The following is a 19,678-nucleotide window of genomic DNA, read 5'->3' as shown; positions in this document are numbered from 1 at the left end:
ATGCACCGTATAGAATGCCCGGCATGAGCCAGATCGATACTTCGCCCTCCACTGCAATGTCCGAAGCGGCCGATGCGCTGATCGAGCGTCGCAATCCGTCCGACATCGATCGACTGCGCGAGACGATCGGGTTCGACGTACTGCCCGCCTATCGCGACGAACAGGCCGTTGTGGGCGCGCAGCAAGCCCGCGACCGCTGGCCGCATCTGGTGGCCTTCGCCGATTCGCGTGCGGCCCCTGTCCCTGTCCCTTCGCCGGCTCACGCTGCGCAAACCCTGTCCCCGGCTTCCGTGTCGCCGTCCTCGCCCTCGTCAGTTTCACCGCTCGGCGCGGGCTGATCCGGCATGCGAGACGCTTCCATCGTTGCCGCGTTCGACTTCGACGGCACGATTTCCACGACCGACAGCCTGCGCGTGTTCGTGCGCCGCACGGTAGGCACACCCCGCTTCGTGCTCGGTGCCCTGCTCGCCTCGCCGTGGCTTATCGGCGCCGCACTCCATCTGATCGATCGCGGCACGGCCAAAGCCCATTTTCTTCGCGCTGCGCTCGGTGCACGTCCCCAGACGCAACTCGACGCGCAAGCCAAACGCTTCGTCGCCGATGGCTTGCCCGCGTTGGTGCGCCCCGAGATGCTTGCGCGCGTGCGCCAACATCGGGCGATGGGGCATCGTGTCGTGTTGGTAAGCGCGTCACCCGGCCTCTATCTGCGCCCATGGGCCGCGTCGATCGGCTTTGACGCGGTACTGAGTACCGAACTCGCATTCGATACCAATGGCCGGTTTGCCGGTGAATTCGCCAAGCCGAATTGCTGGGGGCCGGAGAAAGTGCGGCGTCTGGAAGCCTGGTGGGGCAATGCACCGCCACGGGTCCTCTTCGCCTACGGCGACAGTCGCGGCGATAAAGAGATGGCCGAGCGTGCCGACCACGCGTGGATACGCGGGCAAGGCAAGCTCATGCCGCTCATGGACGACGACACGCCGCCCGGCGTGTCCTGAACCCGTTACTGACTTCCGACGCGCCCGCCCATGCCGACGACACCCGAACCCGGCCGCCGCGTCGCGTGGATTTCACGACTTGCGCGGCTTGAGCCCGTTGCCTTTTCCCGCTGGGATGCCCTGCATGCGGCATTGTCCGTGGCCATTCCGACAGTCGTGGGGGTTGCGATCGGACAGGGGGCCAACGCCTCGCTGTTTGCGCTCGGTGCCCTGCCCGCCATCACCGGCGACCGCACCGGCCCGTATCGCGCCCGCGCCCGCTCGATTCTGCTGACCGTGGCGACGGGTGTTGCCGGGTTCTACGCGGGCATGCTCATCCACAATGTCGGTTTGCAAAGCCATTGGCTTGCGCATGTCTTGCTGCAAGTGGCCATCCTGCTGCTGAGCTTTATCGGCACGTTCGGTAACGTGGCGTCCGCCGCCACCCTTCAAGGGGCGGTCTATCTGATTGTCGGCTGGGGGCTCGCGCTGCCGCCGCCGGAGTGGCGCGCGCCGTTGCTGCTGGCCGCGGGGGGCATCTTCAGCGTGATGCTCATGGCGATTCACTGGTTACGGCATCCGGGCGCCGCCGAGCGCGATGCCGTGGCCGCCATCTATCAGCAACTGGCCAACGTGCTCGACGCGAGTGGCACGCCGCGCGTACGTCTCGCCCGGCGCTCACTCGAAAATGCGATTGCGGCGGCCTACGACACCTTGCTGACGGCCAGTGCCAGCACCACCAGCGGCTGGGAAGTACTGGAGCGGCGTGCTGCCCAGATATTGGCCGCAGAACCCGTTACGGCGGCGGTGATCGGGCTGGCACAGGGTGGACAGCCGTTGCCAGCGCCGCTCGGCCGTGCCCTCTATGCGATGGCGCGCAGCATTGCCGGCGACCGGCCGGTCAACGTGAATGCCGCAGCCGATGCCGCGACTGACAACCATGCGCCTGCGCTGGCGGCAGCGCTGCATCGCGCCGAACCCTTGCTGACAGGCGCCGTCCACGCCGCCGAGCCGCCGCTCGTGGCACTTGCGCGCCATCAGGCGCGGGCGCCCGCGCACCCGCGCTGGATGCCGAAGTGGCCGTGGCCCGACGTGTGGCGCTATCTCGTGCGCATCGGGTTGTGTGTGCTCGTCGCGCAGATCTTCATTGCGGTGGCTGAGTTGCCGCGCTCTTATTGGGTGCCGCTGATCGTCGTGGTGATCTTCAAGCCCAACTACGGCTCGGTGTTTGCGCGTGCGTTGCAGAGCGGCGTGGGCAGTATCGTCGGCGTTGCCCTGTCGGCGGCGGTCGTCGCGATTGACCGCAACGGTCTGGTGAGTTTCGCGGCATTGATACCCCTCGCGGCTTGCCTGCCGTGGGCGCTGCGCCGCAACTACGGATTGTTCAGCGCCCTGCTGTTGCCGATTCTCATGCTGGTGATGGGTGCGTTGCAGCCGGGGAGTCAGGACATTGCGCTCGCGCGCTTCATCGACGCCGTGGCCGCGTGCGCCATCGTGCTGCTCGTGGGCTATCTGCCTTGGGCGAAGTGGGAGCGGCGCCAGCTCGACGAACGGGTGGCCATTGCACTCGACGCGCTGGGCCGCTATGCCGCGCTGGCCGACACGCATGATGCCGACGCCGCGTTTGCGGCCAGACGGGCCACTTACAAGGCGCTCGACGATGCCCGCGTCGCACTGCAACGCGCATTGTCCGAGCCGCCGTTGGTGAGCCGTCGGGCCGCGCGCTGGTGGCCGGCGCTCGTCTCGCTCGAACGGGTGGCCAATGCGATCACCGATACCGTCCCGCATGGCGACGATCACGATGCGGCGGTCCATCCGGCGGCAGCCGTACTGACCCATATGGCCGCGGTACTTCGCCACGGTGGCCCCGCGCCAGACCTGCCGGCCGCCCCGGTGCCGGGTATCGACCGAATGCTCGATGAGGCGCTGCGCGAGGCCATCGGGCTGCTGTTCACCCCGCCTGCCGACGCGAAAACTACGTCATAACCGGAGCACGTGGCGGTGTCGCTTTGACCGGCGAACCGCCAACGCAGGCATAATGCGCACTTCCGGCGCGTACCTGCGTGACCTCAGAAGGCGCTCGTGCGATATTCCACAGCGCCCTCCGACACCCCCGCCGCCCCCCCCCGCCACGCGCCGCCACGCTTTTCAGAAGACTACGCATGAACACTACCCCGACGCTCGCCTGGACCGAAGACGGTCGCCCCGTCACCGCCCGCTGGCGCTCCGAAGCCGGCGTGATGCCGCCGCGCCGCGTCGAAGTTGTCGACGACACCGTCAATGCCGACGATGCCTATCACCTCGCCTGCGGCGGTACCGCCCTGCTGTATCGCGGCGACTACCAGAACGCGCGTCAGTTGATGCAAGCCATGGCGCGCCGTGTCGACCGCCCGGCCCATCGCCCGCGCCGCAAGCCGTCCGCCAAGGACGCCGCGCCCGTCGTTGCCAGCCCGGCCGATGCGTTCCACAAGCACCGCATGGCACAGGCCCAGCGTGCCCGCATTCTCGGCATGGTGCTGATTCCCCTCGACGCCGACTACGGCATTCCGTTGCGCCGCGCGCCCGACGTGCGCGAAGCGTGTGCCGAAGCCTGGGGCGCGCCTGACGAACAACCGTCCGTGGCGTCGCTGCGCGAGGTGCTCGGCCTGATCGGTGCGCATGAGTGGCGCAAGAAAGGGGTCGCAATTCCTGCGCTGGGCAACACCATCCACCCGTGGTACGGCGTGTTCTCGCCGGTGCGGGGTGAGTATCTTCAGTTGATCGAACAGGCACCGCTGCCGAACACGACACTCGCGTTCGACATCGGCACCGGTACCGGCGTGATCGCCGCGTTGCTGGCGCGCCGTGGTGTGCAGCAGGTCATCGGCACCGATCGCGATCCGCGTGCACTGGGTTGTGCGCGCGAGAACATTGCGCGCCTTGGGCTGGAGCGTTCGGTGAAGATCGCCAATGTGGACCTGTTCCCGGAAGGCCGTGCGCCGCTGGTCGTCTGCAACCCGCCGTGGCTGCCGGCCAAGGCCAATGCGCCGATCGAGCACGCGGTCTACGACCCGGACAGCCAGATGCTCAAGGGCTTCCTGAACGGACTCGCCGCCCATCTGAGCCCCGGCGGTGAAGGCTGGCTGGTGTTGTCTGATCTGGCTGAACATCTGGGGCTGCGCACCCGCGAGACCTTGCTGTCGTGGATTCACGGCGCCGGTCTGGTCGTGCTGGCCCGTCACGATATCCGCCCGAAGCACCCGAAAACTGCCGATGCCAACGATCCGCTGCACGCCGCACGCCGCGTCGAAGTGACGTCGCTGTGGCGTCTGGGCGTTCGCCCGGCCTGAGTGTGATCCTGCCCGATCCATCAAGATCGGGCAGGCATCAAAGCGCGGGCGTGACGATCAGGGCGCTGGGGATGTCGTCAGCGACTTGAGAGACTTCGACGACTTCAGATAGGCGGCAGCGCCGTCGCCCGCCACGCAGGCGCTGGCAAAGCAAGCCGTGAGGAGATAGCCCCCCGTGGGGGCTTCCCAGTCGAGCATTTCGCCCGCGCAGAACACCCCCGGCAACGCACGCACCATCAGGTAGTCGTCCAGCGCTTCGAGCCGCACACCGCCTGCACTGCTGATCACTTCCGCAATCGGACGTGGACGCAGCAGCGTCAGGGGCAATCGTTTGATACCGGCGGCGAGCGCCGCCGGATCGTTGAACGTCTCGCGCGGCAGGCACTCACGCAACAATCCCGCTTTCACCCCCGCAATGCCCAACCGGCTTTGCAGATGACTCGCCATCGAGCGCGAGCCGCGCGGGTGCGCCACTTCGTCGAAAACGCGTTGTGCCGTCCAGTCGGGCAGCAGGTCGAGAAACACCTGCGTGCCGTGTGTGCCACTCGTCCCGTCTGCGCCGTCGTTTGTCAGAATGGCGTCGCGAATCGGGGCCGACATCGCGTAGACCAGACTGCCTTCCACGCCGTGCTCCGAAATCACGAACTCCCCTTGGCGCGTGGTGCCGTCCGGCAGCGTCATCGTTACCGACTTGACCGGTTCCCCGGCGAATTTGCTGCGCATGTGCGGCGTCCAGTCCGCTTCGAAACCTGTATTCGCCGGCAATAGCGGGGCCACGTCGACCTGTCGCTCGCGCAGCCACGGTACCCAAGCGGCGTCGGAGCCCAGTTGCGGCCAACTCGCGCCGCCGAGCGCCAGCACAACAGCGTTGGCGGTGACGTGACGCTCGCCATCGGGTGTGGCGAAACGCAGGTGTTGCGCGGCCGTCGCTGCGGGGTCGAGCGTGTTGTCGAGTGCGTTGTCGGCCTTCCACCCCAGCCAGCGATGCCGCACATGCAACCGCACGCCCGCGGCCCGCAACCGTGCCAGCCACGCGCGCAACAGCGGCGCGGCCTTCATATCGACCGGGAACACGCGGCCAGACGTGCCGACAAACGTATCGATGCCCAAACGGTGTGCCCACGTGCGCACATCGTCGGCACCGAAGCGGCGCAACCAACTGCCGACAGCATCGGCACGAGCGCCATAGCGGGCGACAAATGGCTCGGCGGGCTCACCGTGCGTGAGGTTCATGCCACCTTTGCCCGCCATCAGAAACTTGCGGCCTACTGAGGGCATGGCGTCATACACGTCGACGCGAAAACCGGCCGCCGACAGCACTTCAGCCGCCATCAGCCCCGCCGGACCGGCGCCGATCACGGCAACGTCGACCGTGCTTGCCGCTGCCGGCGCTTCGTTGGCAGGCTGAGGGCCGGAGGCAGGCAGAGAAGCGGGGAATGTCGTCGGGTCGGCAGGTGCAGTCATGCGGAATCGGTCGGGTGGCGAAGGAAAGTGAAACGCGAAGTGCGGCGAAGGTCGGCATTGTCCCATATCGAACCGGTGTCCTGAAGGCTGCCAGCGCGTGCGGCGAAGTCGATCCGCCTGTGGGCCGCCGGGTTCGCCGAGCGACGCGCATCGCGTTACAATCGCTCCCCCGCCGTTGTTCCATCACGCTTTATCAGCCGTTATCAGCCTTCCCCAGCCCGCCGTTCGCCGTTGCGGGATGTCATTGCAGTCATCGGAGCCCCCCACATGTCGTCTGACGATCAACCGTCCATGGGACGTACCTCCTACGCCAGCTTCGCCAAGCGTTACTCGGAAATTGCCGTCTCCAAGCCGCACAACGCCTTGTACGAGCGCCCCGCCACGCGCGCATTGCTCGGCCCCGTTACCGGGTTGCGGGTACTCGATGCGGGGTGTGGCCCCGGCATCAACAGTGCGTGGATGGCCGAGCAAGGGGCGACCGTGCACGGCATCGACGTCACACCGGAAATGATCGAACTGGCTCGCGAACGTTGTGCCGGCCTGCCGGCCACGTTTGAAGTGCAGGATCTGGGCACGCCCTTCGCCGGTATTGCCGATGGCGGTTTCGACGCCATTGTCAGCGCGCTTGCGCTGGACTACGTGGAAGATCTCGCGCCGACGTTCCGCGAGTTCGCGCGGGTTGCGTGCCCGGGCGCGACGCTGGTCTGGTCCATGGGGCATCCGATGCGCGACTGGATCGACGAGCGGATGCGCCGCAACCGGCCCTACTTCGACATCACGAAGTTCGGCATGTACTGGAGTGGTTTCGGCGAGCCCAAGCCGTACGTCGAGTCGTACCGCCGTCCACTGGCAGGCATTCTCAATGCGGCCGCTGACGCGGGCTGGCGAATCGAGCGCATTGTCGAGCCGCTGCCGCTGCCTGAAATGGCGGCGGTCGACAAGCGGTTGTTTGACGAACTGTCGGAATCGCCGGCGTTCATGTGCCTGCGGGCACGTCTGGGCGAATAAGGCGCTCGGGCCGCCCCCGTGCGGGTGGCGGCGTCTCACCTTGATGCTGTGACCTGTGAGCGATCAGCGCGATTCCGGTTGCTCGTCGCGGGCGCCCCAAGGGATGAGCATGGTGGCCATCAGGGTTGCGCCGACGATGACCGAAGCAACGCCGTAGTGCGCGATGTTGGGGAGATCGAAGAGCAGACCGTGGATGGTGGCGAACATACCGCCAAGCATCACGAACGCTGAGATAGCGGCAATGACGACGCGGGTATCGGAGCACATACGTCACCTCACAGCGAGTCCACGCCCGTTGCGAAGCGAAGAGGATCCGGCGATCGTGCTGCCCCGGGGGCGATAAGCCGTTTCCGGGGAGTGGCTGGCGTCGGAGGGCTTCGACGGCGTCCCTCAATTCCAGTGTAGGACGCCGCACGCTAAATAGTTAACCGCGCTTAAAGCGACATCCAATGATTGGAATGTCGACTACCGTTGGCTAAGCGCTGAGACGGCAGTGCAGCCGCAGGAATCCGTCTTGGAGGGCGGTGTCGCGGGTAAGGAATCGAGCGCAGAACCGGCGCTACTGCCCCTGTTTCTCGCGTTCCTCATCGCGCGGCCACGGCGTGAGCATGACGACGATAAAGAGGATACCGAACAGGACGGTGACAACACCGCCGTGCATCACGTGCGAGCGGTCGTAGAGCAGACCGTGGATGGTGCCAAATGCGCCACCGAGCGTCATGAAGGCGGCGATAGAGGCAATAACGACGCGGAATTCGGAACCCATGGCGACTCCTTAGGGTGATCGGCGATGGCACCGCGGATGTAACTCTTTTAGCGGCAACACAAGTGTACGCCGAACCCTAAGGCAAGCCTATTGAGTCGTACGCCTATACAAATCCGAATTTGACCGGGATCAAGGTCACTGGCCGGCATTGCCGTTGGCGACCTTGCCGGGCGCGGCTGCCGAAACCGCCACCGGCGCTCGGAGATGAGCGCGATGACGTGGGCAGCCGATCGCCCTAGCGGCGAGCTTCTTGCCGCTTGGCTTCCCTCACCCAGCGGAAGTGGCCGCTGCGCAGCAGCACCGGGCCGACGAGGCCCATCGAGAGGTAGCGCCGGGCCAGCGCTTCGATATCCGTTCGCCCGTGTTCGAAAGCGTGCAACAGGTCGTCGGCCCGCGCCGAATAGGCGCCGAAGTGGTCTTCGAGGGCCTCAGCCGACACCGCGCAATCGATCTGGCGCCCGTTCACCCGTACGGCAAACTCGATCGTCAGTTCTTCGTAATTGAACACGGGGCCGTATTCCGGAAAATTGATTGGCATGGCGGCACCCCTGGTTGGCGAAATGACGCGATTGACGTGTCGGCCGACACGTTGCATCCAGCATAGTGCATCGCTGGCCAATGCGCGAAACGTCTCGCTTATCGGTTCGTCACTTCCGATTTAGGAAGGTTCACGCCATGCGCCTATTGCAGTAGTTACATTAAATCATCGACTTAATTCGCTGATTCAATGTAACTATCCGCCACGCCCTCATACAACTCATTTGCCGGATTTCACCCCATCCACGAAGGCAGCGAAGCCCGCGAGGAAGTCACTTAGCTGTTTGCGCACCGCGTCGTCCTGCAAATTGCCGTCGGCATCCACCACCTTGTTCGCGTGCGAGACGAGTAGCCGCCCTTGCCACCATGGCGTGGTTTGCAACGTACGCAGTATCGGCAACCAGGCGTTCTGGCTGAGGATCGTGCCAAAGCCGCCGGGCGACGCGCCCATCAGTGCCACCGGCTTGTTGCCGAACACTCGCGCGCTATCGGCAGGCGGTCGCGATAGCCAGTCGATGCCATTCTTGAACACCCCGGGAATACCGTTGTTGTACTCCGGCGTGACCAGCAGCAGGCCGTCGGCGTCGGCAATGGCGTCCTTGAGCGCGGTGACGGCGGCAGGAATGCCCTCGCTGGCTTCGACATCACCGTCGTACAGCGGAATGCCGTGCAGCGTGTGGACGTCGAGCGTAACGCCGGCGGGTGCCACCGCTTTGGCCGCCCGCAACAGCGCCGTGTTGTACGAGCCCTTGCGCAGGCTGCCGGACACTCCAACGATTTTGGTCATCGACGCGACTCCTTGGTCTGAGGAAAAAATGCGAATAGGTACGAGCGCCGGGTCAAGCGTTCCGCTGGAACGCATAAAGACTGCCGAGACCGAGCAGCGCGGTGAGTTCATCGAGCGCCGTACGGCACTCGTCAAGCAACGCCGGGTCGGCGAGATCGCCCACGGCCAGCCGGTCACGGTAGTGGCGCTTAACCCATTGCGTCAGCACCGCGTAACGGGCATCGTCGATCCATAGCGTGGAGTGTGTCGCCGCACGCTCTTCGTCCGTCAGCACCACCCGTAGACGCAGACACGCCGGCCCGCCGCCGTTACGCATGCTTTCGCGCAGATCGAACACATGCAACTCGCGAATCGGCCCGCCACTCGCCACCAGCGATTCGAGATAACGCCACACGGCCGGACGCTCCCGGCACTCCTGCGGCACGACAAGCCGCATGCCACCGCCCGCTTCCGGCGAACGCGCGAGCAATTGGCTGTTGAACAGATAGCTGCCGACCGTGTCTTCCATCGACACATTGGCGCTCGACACTTCCACCACGTGAAGCTCACTGCCCCGCGCGGCAAGCCGTGCGCGCAACGTCGATAACACCGCCGCCTGATCGAGGAAGGCCCGTTCATGACAGAACAGCACGTTGCCATTCCCCACGGCGATCACATCGTTATGGAAGACGCCAGCATCGATCGCGTCCGGGTGTTGCTGGGCAAACACCACCGCATCGTCAGCAAGCCCATGCAAACGCGCGATGGCCTGACTCGCCTGCAACGTCTGCCGTGCCGGGAATCGCTGCGGCGTAGGCGCACTGGCGAGATCGTCGCGACCGTAGACGAAGAACTCGACGCCACGCTCGCCGTAAGCCCCACATAGCCGCGTATGGTTAGCCGCTCCCTCGTCGCCCAGCGATGGCCAACCGGGTAGTGCGTCGTGATGTGCGAAGCGGCGCGCATCGGGGAACGCGGCACGCAGAATGCGCGAGGTGATCTCGTGCTCGATCGCGCGATGCAGCTTGCTGCACAGATTGGCGGCGGTGAAATGCACACGCCCATCCGCCGTGTCGGCCGACGGGCTCACCGTCGCCGCGTTGGCCGTCCACATGCTGGCCGCCGAACAGGCCGCGCCGAGCAGCGCCGGCGCGGTTCGAGCCGCATCGCGAATCACCGCGTGGTCATCGCCGGAGAAGCCCAACGTGCGCAGCAACGCCACCGACGGGCGTTCCTGCGGCGGCAACACGCCCTGCGCATAGCCGAGATCGGCCAACGCCTTCATCTTGGCCAGTCCCTGCAAGGCCGCCTCACGTGGATTCGAGACCCGGTTGGCGTTGTTCGCCGACGCCACGTTACCGAACGACAATCCCGCGTAGTTATGCGTGGGGCCAACCAATCCGTCGAAGTTGGCTTCGATGGCAATGCGCGTCATGAGCAAGTCCTGAAAAGGCAAAAAGAGTGTGGTGAATTGACGAAGATTGTCGCCCAGTCAAAATCACGCGGCCGCAAAGTCCAGCCCGGGGCTCAACTGCGCGGGCAGCACCGCCTGGGAGGATTCCATCGACGCCATCGGATACGCGCAGTAGTCAGCAGCGTACCAAGCGCTCGGGCGATGATTTCCGGACGCACCGATGCCACCGAATGGCGCTGCCCCCGCCGCCCCCGTCGTCGGACGATTCCAGTTGACGATGCCCGCACGAATCTCCGCGAGAAACTGCGCATAGCGGGCCGGATCGTCCGACACCAGCCCCGCCGCCAGCCCGTATCGCGTGCGATTGGCCAGTGCGATGGCTTCGTCAAAGGTGTCGTAACGCAGCACCTGCAACAGCGGGCCGAAGTACTCCTCGTCCGGTAACACATCGCGGGCCGCAAGCGCCGTTACGTCGATGAGGCCCGGCGTGAGCCGCGCCGTCCGGCTATCGGATTGCGCGAGCGGCAAAATGGCCGTCGCCCCTAACGCCAGCAGGTCAGCCTGTGCGGCCGTCATCTGCCGCGCGGCCTGCAACGACACGACAGCGCCCATGAACGGCTGAGGCTCGGCGTCATAACGTCCCACGCTGATGCGTCGCGTGACAAACGCCAGACGCTCGATGAACGCGTCGCCCGCCGCCCCCTGCGGCACGAGCAAACGCCGCGCGCATGTGCAACGCTGCCCGGCAGAGAGAAAGGCCGACTGGACGGTGATATGAACGGCAGCATCCTGCTGCTGCGCCTCGGGAGACACGTCGACGATCAGCGGATTGTTGCCGCCCATCTCCAACGCCAGAATCTTGTCGGGCCGACCGGCAAATTGCCGATGCAGCGCCCGCCCGGTGGCCGAGCTGCCGGTGAAGCACACGCCATCGATTCCCTCATGTGCCGCGAGTGCTACGCCCGTGTCACGCCCGCCCTGCACCAGATTCAGAACGCCTGCCGGAAGCCCTGCATCGATCCAGCAGCGCAACGTGCGCTCGGCGACACCCGGGGCCAGTTCGCTTGGTTTGAAGACGACCGTATTACCCGCCAGCAGCGCGGGCACGATATGGCCGTTGGGTAGATGGCCCGGGAAGTTGTAGGGCCCGAAGACTGCCATCACGCCGTGCGCGCGATGACGCACCACGTTCTCGCCATCCGCCGCAGCGCTGCGACGCTCACCGGTACGTTCCTGATACGCCTTTGCCGAGTGGCCCACTTTCGCAGCCATGGTCGCCACCTCGGTGCGAGCCTCCCACAGGGGCTTGCCGGTCTCGCGGCCGATGGCGTCGGCCAATGTCTCGGTCTGTGCGCTCACATTGGCCGCGAACCGCTGCAACACCGCCAGACGCTCGTCCACACTACGCCGCGCCCAGTCGCGTTGAGCGCTTCGGGCCGCGCGGACAGCGGCATCGACGTCAGCGGCGTCCGCGGCGTTGCCATGCCAGACAACGTCGCCCGACATCGGGTCGAGTGACCGGAATTCAGCGCCATTGCCCGCACGCCAGACACCTTCGAGATACAAATCCGCCATGAGCGACATTCCTCGATGCGACGCCCGATCGTGCGGCGTGCGATGCGGATCATGATGACACGGATTCGTCAGCCGGAACAATGCGCACGGCAGGCAACATCGCGCAAAGCCACGCCACGCGGGCCTGTGCGATGTCACACTGCCGACACGGAATCGACACGCATAGAATACGAATTTGTTTGAAGCCGCCTGCGCTGCGCCTGCCCGTTTGCCCGTCTACCCATTTATGGCGACGCGTTGCCGCGAGTGGCTGTTATTCGTTGCTACCGAGGAGATTTTCCCTATGACCGACGCCAATCGCTCCGCCCTTCGCCATTGGCTCAGCGACATTCGCGACGATGCCCCCGCCGCGCGTGAATCTCGCGAGACACCGACCGAAGGGATCGATGCCAGCGGCGTGCGCTGGAAGCGGCACGCCGAAGGTGTGCTCGAACTCATCCCCGCCGACACTGCCGCAGCCGCCGCCGTGCGCTTCGACGCGGTGCTCTCCTGCGGGATTCACGGGGATGAGACGGCACCGATCGAAATCGTCGACGGCATTCTGCGCGACATCGCCGATGGCCGACTCGCACTGCGTGAGCGCGTGCTCGTCATTCTCGGCAATCCCGACGCCGTGCGCGCCGGCAAGCGTTATCTCGAATACGATCTGAACCGCCTGTTTCAGGGCGCGCACGCCAAGCGTGCCGAGTCGCCGGTGGTGCAGCGCGCCCGCGAGCTCGAAGTGATCGTCGCGCAGTATTTCGCGGGGGATGACGAAGGCACCGCCGTGCGGCGCCCGCGCCGCCACGTGGATATGCACACGGCCATCCGTGCGTCGCTGTTCCCGCGCTTTGCCGTCATGCCGAGCACGGAAGGCGTGCCGCATACCGACGCATGGATCGATACGCTCGCCGCGGCTGATATCGACGCGGTGATGCTCACCGATCAGCCGTCGGTCACGTTCTCGTACTTCACTTGCGCAAGCTTCGGCGCGCAGAGTTGCACGCTGGAGTTGGGCAAAGTTGAGCCTTTCGGACAGAACCGTCTGGCGGATTTCGCAGGCATCGATGCTGCGCTTCGACGCTGGCTCTCGGGCGGTGAGATGGAGGTGCGCGACGACGGTGAAACCAAGCAGGTCCAGCGCTTTCGTGTTGCGGCGGAAATCGTGCGTCGAACCAATGCGTTCGTGCTCGACGTGCCAGCCGACACCCCGAACTTCACACCCTACGCAGCGGGTACTGTGCTGGCGCGCGACGGCGAAAACACCTACACGGTGTCGCATCCTGTCGAGCGCATCGTCTTCCCCAACCCCAACGTCGCCAACGGGTTGCGCGCTGGCGTGATGGTGGTGCCCGCGTGAAATGACGGCGGCATGATGACGTCGTAACGTGATGCGGCGATGGCGGGAAATCTGCCATCCGCCGCCTACGCAGACACGCGCATTAACGGCTTTAAACGCCTGTCCGGCTGTCGTCGCGAGCAGCGGTTCCGCGTAGCATCGCCCGCTTCTCGTCTTCCACAGGGCCTGACGGCCGGTGCGGCCCAGGTTGCCGGGCCGGTGATGTCGGCCGCCGATTGCATGCCTTACACACCGCCGTTCCCCACCCAACCCTTCCGCTCGTCCGCCACGTCCCACGCCGAGCTCAAGATTGCCATCCCACCGGAAGGACACGCCGTGTCGCGTTTGGCCCAAGACCTGAGCCAAACGCTGAACGTCCCATACGCCCAGCATTACACCGCCCCGATTCACGCCGAGACGACGGGCAACGTCAACGCGGGCTTTGTGCCAGAAGACGGGACGCCGATCGCAAGCCAGACCGCACCGTACTACGCGTTCTCCGCTCACCTCGGCTTGGATATGTACGGCGCATTGAAGCCGGTACCCGATAGCGCCGCTCCCGTATCCGACAACGCAACCCTTGGCGAGGCCGATCGGATTTTCCAGTTCTTCTGGAAATTCGTGTACGAGAAGCTGCGCAAGAGCGGTGCCTTTACCGCCCCCTCCGGGGCGCCGAAGCCGCCATGGGAGCGTTCCACCCGCATTCATTTGCAAAAGACTGCGCTGTTACTGGCAAGACGCGGCATGAACGTCCAGCACGTAGAACACAAATTTCGGGCATTGCTTGCGGATATTCGCTCAGACAGCTTGTGGCTCTGCATCAAGCGAGGTATTGGGCGAGATGCTGCCCCCTTCGCAGTGGGCTCCATCTCAGCCTCGCTCATCGCGACGCTCATCGGTCCATACGTCGGTTCCGTCCTCGCCGGAAAGCTGGCGATGCATGTCGTCAGTGGTTTCGTAATAATGCTGACCAACACCGTCGGCGCGGCCCTGTTCGATACCGCTTGGCCATCGTTGCGCGAAAAGCTGTCGCAAACGACACCAGCCCTCGGACTGGAACATCTGAATTCGGCCCTGCACGCCCAACTGCGTGAATTCGTTGTGTCCTGTGCCTCCTATGCCGGCGTCTATGGCTTGATACGCAACCCCCTGCGACTGCTTATCGAGAGTCAGATTCCGGGCGTCATGGCGGGACCATGGAAAGATATCGTCCACGCAACGCTTGAGCTCGTGCTGGCGATGGTCGGTGTACCGCTGCGTGGCAGTCTTGACCACTGGCGGATGCCGAAGAACGACGCCGCGATGGAACTACTCGTACAGGCCAATCTCGCAGATCTACTGACGGATGAAGCTGATGACAGCACGCAAAACGCGTCGTTCTTCACGGCGTTCCGTGAGCGATTTTCCAAAATCTTCTGTTCAAAAACCACCGGACTGCTTGGCACAGTGCTCACCTTCGCGTTTGCGGGCATTGAATGGAGCGACGATGTGACCGCGCGCGCCAAGACCATCGACGGCGAGCGCGCGTTGCTGAATCAACTGGACTTTGCCTACCTGTACGCCGCCATTGGCGGACTGCTTCAGGTCGCGCTGAGTGAGGCGAGAAGCAACGACATCAAGACGGCCTATCTGCGGCGTGCGCCTGATCGAAGCGAGCAAGCGAATGACGTCGAACAAGGCGAATACGCAGCGGCGGCCATCACGCAGGAACCATCCCGTATCAGCACGGGATCGCATGACTCGGGTATTCAGTGCTTCCAATGCGAGTTGCAATCCGCAGCCCGGCGAGATGGCAATTGGCCGCCGCAAGGCAGCCAGCAGCGAAGCAGCGTGTCATCCGGCTCAGTGTTCGAGTCGCCATCAGCCACGCCCCCGGACACGCCACTCGCGGTGCCTTTGAGCAACCTCCCACCGTTACCGATACCGGACACCTTCGCTCGCATACGACGCCCCAGCCTCGTGCTGGCGCAACTTGTCCAGCCTGCATTCGAAACCGTGGCGCCCATGCCGGACGCCCTCGGCGGTGACCACGGTTCGGCATCACGACCTTGCTGACGTGACGGCAAGTGCGTTGCGCAGGCGAAACTCACCCGCCCCCCGCTGTCCGAGGCGCGGTAGACTGGCGCCAAGTCACGCCCACGCAACGCACTTGCCGTACCTTTGCCCGCGTGGCATCTTGCTTCCTAGGCGTACATTCTGCGTATGACATCAATGTCTGACGCGCCAAACAGCGCGATTTCCCCCACCCCGGAGTGCTTATGCTATCCATGACGCCGAGCGAACTCGCCCGAAATCTGTTGATCATCCTGGTACTCAGCCTGCTGATGATCGGCACGTTGTGGGTACTGCTACCTTTCCTGCCCGCTTTCATCTGGGCGGTGACCATCGTCGCGTCGACGTGGCCGATGCTGGTCGGCCTGCAACGCCGGCTTTGGGGACGCCGCTGGCTGGCGACCACGGTAATGATCTTCGGTATGTTGATCATCGTCGTCGCCCCGCTCACCGCTGCCGTCGGCACGCTCATCGGGCACGCGTCGGACATCAGCGAGCAGGTGCAATCGATTGGCGCGCGCGGGTTGCCGATGCCGCCGGACTGGCTGTCCCACATTCCCGTCGTCGGGCAACGTGCCAGCGAAGAGTGGCAATCGCTGGCGGCCGCAGGTCCCGGCGGTCTGGTCGCGAAGGTGCAGCCCTATGCCGTCAAAGGCGCGACATGGGCATTCTCGAAGCTTGGATCGGTCGGGCTGCTGTTCGTCCACCTTGGCTTGACGCTCATCATCTCGGCCATTCTCTTCATGCAGGGCGAACGGGCCGCTCGGGCGTTGATTCGTATTGCGCGCCGGCTGGGTGGTGATCGCGGCGAAGAGGCCGTCAGGCTCGCCGGCATGTCGATTCGCGCGGTGGCGCTCGGTATCGTGGTCACGGCGGTGACGCAGTCACTGCTGGGGGGGCTCGGCCTGTGGGTGACCGGTGTGCCGTTGCCGGGTTTCCTGACCGCGCTGATGTTTGTCTTCTGTATCGCGCAGATCGGTCCGTTTCCGGTGCTGCTGTCGAGCGTGGCGTGGCTCTACTGGCAGGACAGTCCGACGCTCGCAACGTTGTTGCTCGTGCTGTCGGTCATCATCGGCATGCTGGATAACGTGATGCGCCCGATGCTCATCAAGCGCGGCGCCGACCTGCCGATGACATTGATTCTTGCCGGGGTACTGGGCGGCATGCTCAGCTTCGGTATCGTCGGGCTCTTTGTCGGCCCGGTGATCCTTGCCGTGACCTACACGCTGTTGATGGCGTGGATCAACGAAGGGCTGAATCGTCCGGCCACGGCGCCGAGCGGCGCACCGCTGAAGTCGCCGCCGGCCGCTGCGGACGCCGACAAGCCCGCCTGAAGGCTTCGTGAGGTGCCCTCGACGCCAGTCGGGCGGCACCTTTGCAATGACACTTGAGTTACCGGTTTTTCGGACGGCTTAACCTGTCGTAGCGCACGCGTTCATGGCTAAATGACTCCCATGTTCCTTTGTCGGGAGACGCCAGATGTGCAACGCTTCGCCAACCACCCCAATCCCCAGCAACACAACGCGCCCGCCGGCGCAACGCTCGTTACGCGTGCCACGACGTGCGCGCCTCGGCGATATGCCACTACTGCGGCGCGTCGGCAACGAGCTGGCGTACACGCCGACGCGCTGCCGAGTTCAGGCTAGTGGCATCCCGTTGCGACGCGACCCGTGGTGGGAGCGGCTGCCATCGGCTGCCGCGCTCGCCGAGGCCGCGCAAGCTCAGCGGGCCTTTGCGGGCAAGATCTTGCCGGAGACTTCACCGAAACCGACGCGGTAGCCGTCGCCCTGACACCAACCCGCCATCACAACGGTATCGCCGTCTTCGATGAAGCCGCGCTTCACACCGCTGGCAAGCGTGAGCGGGTTCTTGCCGTTCCACGTGAGCTCAAGCAGGCTGCCGAACGAATCGGGCGTCGGGCCGCTGATCGTGCCCGAGCCCATCAGGTCGCCCACGCGCACGTTGCAACCCGACACGGTGTGGTGTGCAAATTGTTGCGCCATGCTCCAGTACATGTGACGGAAGTTGGTGCGGCAGATGGTCGTCGCCTGCGTGTCGGTCTCGGCTTGCAGCAGCACTTCGAGCTCGATGTCGAATGCGTGCTTGCCTTGTTGTTGCAGATACGAGACCGGCTGCGGATCCTGCTCGGGGCCCGCGACACGGAACGGCTCAAGCGCTTCCATCGTCACCACCCAGGGCGAAATCGACGTACCGAACGTCTTCGCGTTGAACGGGCCCAGCGGCACGTATTCCCATTGCTGGAGGTCACGCGCCGACCAGTCGTTGAGCAGCACCATGCCGAAGATGGCGGCTTCGGCGGCTTCCACGTCCAGCGTGTCGCCGAGTGCCGTCTCGCGCCCGACGATGAAGCCGGTTTCGAGTTCGAAGTCGAGCTTGCGGCAGGCATCGAAAATCGGACGCGGCTGGTCCGGCAGTTTGATCTGTCCGTTCGGGCGATGAATGTCCGTGCCACTGACCACGATCGAGCTGGCGCGGCCGTTGTAGCCGATCGGAATTTCGAGCCAGTTAGGGAGCAGCGCGTTTGCCGGATCGCGGAACATGCTGCCCACGTTGGTGGCGTGTTCTTTCGACGAGTAGAAGTCGGTGTAGCCCGGCACCTGCACCGGCAGATGCAGCGTGGCGTCGGCCAACGGCACCAGCGCCTGTGCACGCAGTGCTGCGTTATCGCGCAACGCCGCGTCGCCATCGGCCGACAGCAGCGCGATCAGGCGCGCGCGCGTGGCTTGCCACACCGGGCGGCCAAGCGCCACGAAGGCGTTGATCGACGGCTGCGAGAACACCGGCGCGCTGTTACCGGAAATCGCGGGTTTCAGGAGACCGGCGGTCTCAAGTGCAGCGAGATCGAGCACTTGATCGCCGATCGCGACGCCGACGCGCGGTGTGGGTTGTGTCTGCGTGCTGAACACGCCGTACGGCAGGTTTTGCAACGGGAAGTCCGTCGCGCCGGTGTTGGCGGACGCGACCCAGCTTTGCGGGAGATTCGACATGAGGAAATCCTTGTTCGTGGTAACGCGCCGGCCCACAGCTGCGCAATCGTGCGCGGCGTGGGCCGTCTTGGGGTTTGGCGAAGTCGCGACGTGGGTCCGCTTACTTCTGATTCGGGTTGAAGTGCTTCTTCAGACCTTGCCAGCAAGTGTAGTAGTTGTCCTGCAGTTGCTTGGTCTCTAACGCAAAGCGCGTCGGGCGAATGACAGCAGGCGTTTCGAACATGAACGCCATCGTGGCTTCGACCTTGTGCGGTTTGCTCGTGTCGGCCGCCGAGGCTTTCTCGAACGTATCGGCATCGGGGCCGTGGCCCGACATGCAGTTGTGCAGGCTCGCCCCGCCCGGCACAAAGCCTTCCGCCTTCGCGTCGTACACGCCATGGATCAGGCCCATGAACTCGCTCGCGATGTTGCGGTGGAACCAAGGCGGACGGAACGAGTTTTCCATCGCCAGCCAGCGCGGCGGGAAGATCACGAAGTCAATGTCATCCACGCCCGGCGTGTTGCTCTGCGATTGCAGCACCAGGAAGATCGACGGATCCGGATGGTCGTAGCTGATCGAGCCAATCGTGTTGAAGTGGCGCAGATCGTATTTGTACGGTGCGTAGTTACCGTGCCATGCCACGACGTCGAGCGGCGAGTGGCCGATGTCGGCGCGCCAGAGTTCGCCGCCGAATTTGGCAACCAGCTCGAAGTCGCCTTCCATGTCTTCGTAAGCCGCCACGGGCGTGAGGAAGTCGCGCGGATTGGCCAAACCGTTCGAGCCGATCGGGCCCAGATCGGGCAGGCGCAGAAGTGCACCATAGTTTTCGCAGACATAGCCGCGCGCGGTGCCGTCCAGCAGCGTCACGCGAAAACGCACACCACGCGGCACGACTGCGATTTCGTACGGCTCGACGTCCATCACGCCGAATTCGGTCGCCATACGCAGACGGCCTTCCTGCGGCACGATCAGCAACTCGCCATCGGCGTTATAGAAAAACCGGCCATCCATCGACTTGTTGGCCGCATACAGATGAATGCCACAGCCGCGTTGGCCATCGGGGCTGCCATTGCCGCCCATCGTGACCATGCCGTCGACAAAATCGGTCGGTGCGGCGGGCATCGGCAGCGGGTCCCAGCGCATCTGGTTGGGCGGTGCCGGCACGTCATCGAACCGGCTCAGCCAGCGCGATTGCTCGATTTCCGTGAACGGCTTGTGCATCGCGGCCGGACGAATGCGGTAGACCCACGAGCGACGATTGTGGCCGCGCGGTGCCGTAAATGCTGTGCCGGAGAGTTGCTCAGCGTAGAGGCCGTACGGCGCACGCTGCGGGGAGTTCTGCCCCACGGGGAGCGCACCGGGCAGTGCCTCGGTCGCGAATTCGTTGAGAAAGCCGGACAGGTAGCCCAACTCCCCCTGAATCTGGTCTGCCCGCTTGATGGAATGGATGGAATGCATGAAATGCCTCGTCTCCTGTTATCGAATGG

17 protein-coding genes are annotated in these 19,678 nt (G+C 64.6%); 8 read left to right on the top strand and 9 right to left on the bottom strand.

Annotation, left to right across the window (positions count from 1 at the left end; genetic code table 11):
* The first annotated feature begins 23 nt into the window (after nt 1-23).
* The 4 genes from AT302_RS10610 to AT302_RS10595 all read left to right on the top strand — a co-directional run bounded on the left by AT302_RS10610 (nt 24) and on the right by AT302_RS10595 (nt 4,303).
* The gene (locus tag AT302_RS10610; RefSeq protein WP_157125758.1) at nt 24-338 is read left to right on the top strand and encodes a hypothetical protein; all 315 of its coding nucleotides are present in this window, start codon (nt 24-26) and stop codon (nt 336-338) included.
* Between the two features lie 6 nt (nt 339-344).
* Entirely contained in the window at nt 345-995 is a 651-nt protein-coding gene (locus AT302_RS10605) for an HAD-IB family hydrolase (protein WP_058378415.1), read from the top strand.
* Between the two features lie 30 nt (nt 996-1,025).
* Nucleotides 1,026-2,960, top strand: a complete 1,935-nt coding sequence (locus AT302_RS10600) for an FUSC family protein (RefSeq protein WP_058378414.1) — start codon at nt 1,026-1,028, stop codon at nt 2,958-2,960.
* A 176-nt stretch (nt 2,961-3,136) separates the two neighbouring features.
* A complete protein-coding gene (locus AT302_RS10595) occupies nt 3,137-4,303 on the top strand; it encodes a methyltransferase (RefSeq protein WP_058378413.1) in 1,167 nt (388 codons plus the stop codon).
* A 57-nt stretch (nt 4,304-4,360) separates the two neighbouring features.
* Here the strand turns inward: AT302_RS10595 and AT302_RS10590 are convergent, their stop codons facing one another.
* Nucleotides 4,361-5,767 carry a BaiN/RdsA family NAD(P)/FAD-dependent oxidoreductase gene (locus tag AT302_RS10590; RefSeq protein WP_084656151.1) on the bottom strand — a complete coding sequence of 469 codons (1,407 nt, stop codon included), beginning with the start codon at nt 5,765-5,767 and terminating at the stop codon, nt 4,361-4,363.
* Between the two features lie 267 nt (nt 5,768-6,034).
* Between AT302_RS10590 and AT302_RS10585 the strand changes: the two genes are divergently transcribed.
* Nucleotides 6,035-6,775: a class I SAM-dependent methyltransferase gene (locus tag AT302_RS10585; RefSeq protein ID WP_058378412.1), complete on the top strand. Its 741-nt coding sequence runs from the start codon at nt 6,035-6,037 to the stop codon at nt 6,773-6,775.
* 63 nt (nt 6,776-6,838) lie between these two features.
* On the opposite strand, the gene AT302_RS10580 is transcribed toward AT302_RS10585, so the two are convergent.
* The 6 genes from AT302_RS10580 to astD all read right to left on the bottom strand — a co-directional run bounded on the left by AT302_RS10580 (nt 6,839) and on the right by astD (nt 11,833).
* A complete protein-coding gene (locus AT302_RS10580; RefSeq protein ID WP_058378411.1) occupies nt 6,839-7,042 on the bottom strand; it encodes a DUF2964 family protein in 204 nt (67 codons plus the stop codon).
* 292 nt (nt 7,043-7,334) lie between these two features.
* A complete protein-coding gene (locus AT302_RS10575; protein ID WP_058378410.1) occupies nt 7,335-7,541 on the bottom strand; it encodes a DUF2964 family protein in 207 nt (68 codons plus the stop codon).
* 235 nt (nt 7,542-7,776) lie between these two features.
* Entirely contained in the window at nt 7,777-8,079 is a 303-nt protein-coding gene (locus AT302_RS10570; protein ID WP_058378409.1) for a DUF1488 family protein, read from the bottom strand.
* A 219-nt stretch (nt 8,080-8,298) separates the two neighbouring features.
* Entirely contained in the window at nt 8,299-8,865 is a 567-nt protein-coding gene (locus AT302_RS10565; RefSeq protein ID WP_058378408.1) for an NADPH-dependent FMN reductase, read from the bottom strand.
* A gap of 52 nt (nt 8,866-8,917) precedes the next feature.
* Nucleotides 8,918-10,279, bottom strand: a complete 1,362-nt coding sequence (gene astB, locus AT302_RS10560) for an N-succinylarginine dihydrolase (protein ID WP_058378407.1) — start codon at nt 10,277-10,279, stop codon at nt 8,918-8,920.
* A 63-nt stretch (nt 10,280-10,342) separates the two neighbouring features.
* A complete protein-coding gene (astD, locus tag AT302_RS10555) occupies nt 10,343-11,833 on the bottom strand; it encodes a succinylglutamate-semialdehyde dehydrogenase (protein WP_058378406.1) in 1,491 nt (496 codons plus the stop codon).
* Between the two features lie 274 nt (nt 11,834-12,107).
* Between astD and astE the strand changes: the two genes are divergently transcribed.
* The 3 genes from astE to ydiK all read left to right on the top strand — a co-directional run bounded on the left by astE (nt 12,108) and on the right by ydiK (nt 16,537).
* The gene (gene astE / locus AT302_RS10550; protein ID WP_407668847.1) at nt 12,108-13,172 is read left to right on the top strand and encodes a succinylglutamate desuccinylase; all 1,065 of its coding nucleotides are present in this window, start codon (nt 12,108-12,110) and stop codon (nt 13,170-13,172) included.
* A 39-nt stretch (nt 13,173-13,211) separates the two neighbouring features.
* The gene (locus AT302_RS10545) at nt 13,212-15,206 is read left to right on the top strand and encodes a hypothetical protein (RefSeq protein ID WP_157125757.1); all 1,995 of its coding nucleotides are present in this window, start codon (nt 13,212-13,214) and stop codon (nt 15,204-15,206) included.
* 212 nt (nt 15,207-15,418) lie between these two features.
* The gene (ydiK, locus tag AT302_RS10540; protein WP_237172114.1) at nt 15,419-16,537 is read left to right on the top strand and encodes an AI-2E family transporter YdiK; all 1,119 of its coding nucleotides are present in this window, start codon (nt 15,419-15,421) and stop codon (nt 16,535-16,537) included.
* 387 nt (nt 16,538-16,924) lie between these two features.
* Here the strand turns inward: ydiK and fahA are convergent, their stop codons facing one another.
* On the bottom strand, nt 16,925-18,211 hold the full coding sequence (gene fahA / locus AT302_RS10535; protein WP_058378403.1) for a fumarylacetoacetase: 1,287 nt from the start codon (nt 18,209-18,211) through the stop codon (nt 16,925-16,927).
* 100 nt (nt 18,212-18,311) lie between these two features.
* Nucleotides 18,312-19,649, bottom strand: coding sequence for a homogentisate 1,2-dioxygenase (hmgA, locus tag AT302_RS10530; RefSeq protein ID WP_058378402.1), 1,338 nt, complete (start codon nt 19,647-19,649; stop codon nt 18,312-18,314).
* Nucleotides 19,650-19,678: the final 29 nt, after the last annotated feature.

This window comes from Pandoraea norimbergensis (genome assembly GCF_001465545.3).
Classification (GTDB): Bacteria; Pseudomonadota; Gammaproteobacteria; order Burkholderiales; family Burkholderiaceae; genus Pandoraea; species Pandoraea norimbergensis.
Note: the sequence above shows the minus strand (reverse complement) of the source record. Positions and strands in the feature narration are given on the sequence as shown.